Source organism: Streptosporangium vulgare (assembly GCF_042428775.1).
GTDB classification, from domain to species: Bacteria; Actinomycetota; Actinomycetes; order Streptosporangiales; family Streptosporangiaceae; genus Streptosporangium; species Streptosporangium vulgare.
This window is the reverse complement of record NZ_JBHMBS010000093.1, coordinates 1-1,854: the sequence shown is the minus strand read 5'-3', so window position 1 is coordinate 1,854 and position 1,854 is coordinate 1. Positions and strand designations below refer to the sequence as shown.

Sequence of the window (1,854 nt, the reverse complement as noted above, 5' to 3'; positions counted from 1 at the left end):
CTGGACTTCCGGCCGAAGCCACGGAGACCCCGGTCTGCGGTGTCGGGCAGGAGGTAGCACTCCTCCAGCAGGGCGCGTGCGGCGTCGTTGTCGCTGACGGCGCAGTCCCAGATCACCTGCTCGCCGTCGCTGGTGACGTGGAAGGCGAAGAACGCGCAACACGCCTTTTCGCGGGCGGCAGTGGCGGCTTCTACCCATGACCGCGGTGGACGCAGAAGAGCTGGTCTTCGGTGCCGTAGGGTTCGCGGTAGGAGACGATGGCGGGGCCTTGAGCGCTCAGGTGACCGGGCAGCCGGATGTCGGGGCTCCAGTCGGCTGAGTTGAAGCTGGTCCACCACAGGCTCTGGTCGCCGGAGCCACGGTGCACGCAGTACAGCCTGTTGTTGAAGACGGCCAGGGCAGGGCCCTCCGCACTCCGGTGGGCGGGCAGCCGACGGGCGGCGCTCCAGCGCGTGCCGTCGAAACTGGTCCACCACAGGAAGTGGTCAGAGCCGCCGCCGCGGAACACGCAATACAGCACGCCGGCGTAGACGGCCAGAGCGGGGTTGGAGGCCGTGAAGTGGCTGCCGAACGGCTGGTCGTTGCTCCAGCTGGTGCCGTTGAAGCGGGTCCACCACATCTGATCGCTGTTGGCGTCCCGGTAAGCGCAGTACAGCATGCCGTTGAAGGTCGCCAGGGCCGGGCCTCGGCTGGACGCGCCGTTCATGCGGGTGTCGGGGCTCCAGCGGTTGCCGTCGAAGCGGGTCCACCACAGTCTCCTGTCGTTGCCGCCGCCGCGGTGCACGCAGTACAGGAAGTTGTTGTAAACGGCCAGAGCAGGGCCGTCGGCGCTGCGATGGGCGGGGAAGGCGACATTGTCGCTCCAGCCCTCATTGCTGCCGGGGTCGTAGGCGGTCCACCAGAGCGATTCGTCCCGGTCCCCGCGGTGCACGGCGTACAGCCGGCCGCGAAACTCCGCCAGCGCCGGATTGGACCTGGACAGGTGGCCGGGGAACCTCTCGTTCTCGCTCCAGTTGTGGGAGGTGTTCATGGTCGTCCACCACAGCGAGGTGTCCTGCCTGGGGGCCAGCGAGATGGGCAGGAGCATCCCCGGGGCGAACCAGGGCGACACCAGCCGACAACCGTGGTCCCTGCCGACGATCTGGATGATAAGAGAACGGATCTCGAAGGAGAGCTCGATCAACCGGCCGAGCACCCTGGGACGGATGGCCCTGGCCACGATCTCCCCCACCAGCTCCGAGATCTCGGCGGCGGCTTGGGCGGCTGCGGCGTTGAGGACGATCTCAAAGCCCCACCATCTCGCGTTGGCGTACACCTGCATACCGTTGGCGTTCAGCTGCGCCTCGATCTGGCGAGTCCTGTCTTGGTCGGCTTGGGAAAGCCGGCTGGTCTGCTCCTCGAATTCCCTGTGGGCCTTGTCCAGATACTCCCGGGAGATCCGCCGCGCCTCCTGGGGGGAGACGGAGTACGGGATGGCCTGCCAGGCGGCGAGGGCGTCGGCCTCGGCTCTGGCCTGGTCCTGGCTGGTGCTTTCGTCGGGCATGCGATCACGTCCCATTCCGTAGGAGGATCCGCCGTGAAGCTCGTCAGCGGCCTTGAGTATCCGGCCGTGTCCCACTACCGGCAAGGGCGTGCGGGTGGCCGGATGCGGCCACGGGCACAACGGACCGTCTCGGACCGGTTGGATACGTGGTCGCAGGCCGCTGGGCCTCCGCCGTCCGGTCCGACGTCGGCAGCGGCTTGTCTGTGTCGTGACGGGGTCGGGGCAGCGTGAACAGGCCAGGGTTCGGCTTCAATCAGGACGCCTCCGGCGGGCGTGTGTCGGGGTCCCCGTGGCTTCGGCCGGAAGTCCAA

Annotated in this window: 1 protein-coding gene; it reads right to left on the bottom strand. The window is 68.0% G+C overall.

Going from position 1 to position 1,854, the window contains the following annotated elements; genetic code table 11:
• Positions 1-190: 190 nt before the first annotated feature.
• A complete protein-coding gene (locus ACFFRH_RS44080) occupies positions 191-1,543 on the bottom strand; it encodes a PLL family lectin (RefSeq protein WP_344745915.1) in 1,353 nt (450 codons plus the stop codon).
• Between the last annotated feature and the right edge of the window lie 311 nt (positions 1,544-1,854).

Excerpts from the sequence above, each read along its gene's own strand:
- ACFFRH_RS44080 (WP_344745915.1), bottom strand. The coding sequence starts at position 1,543 with ATGCCCGACGAAAGCACCAGCCAGGACCAGGCCAGAGCCGAGGCCGAC.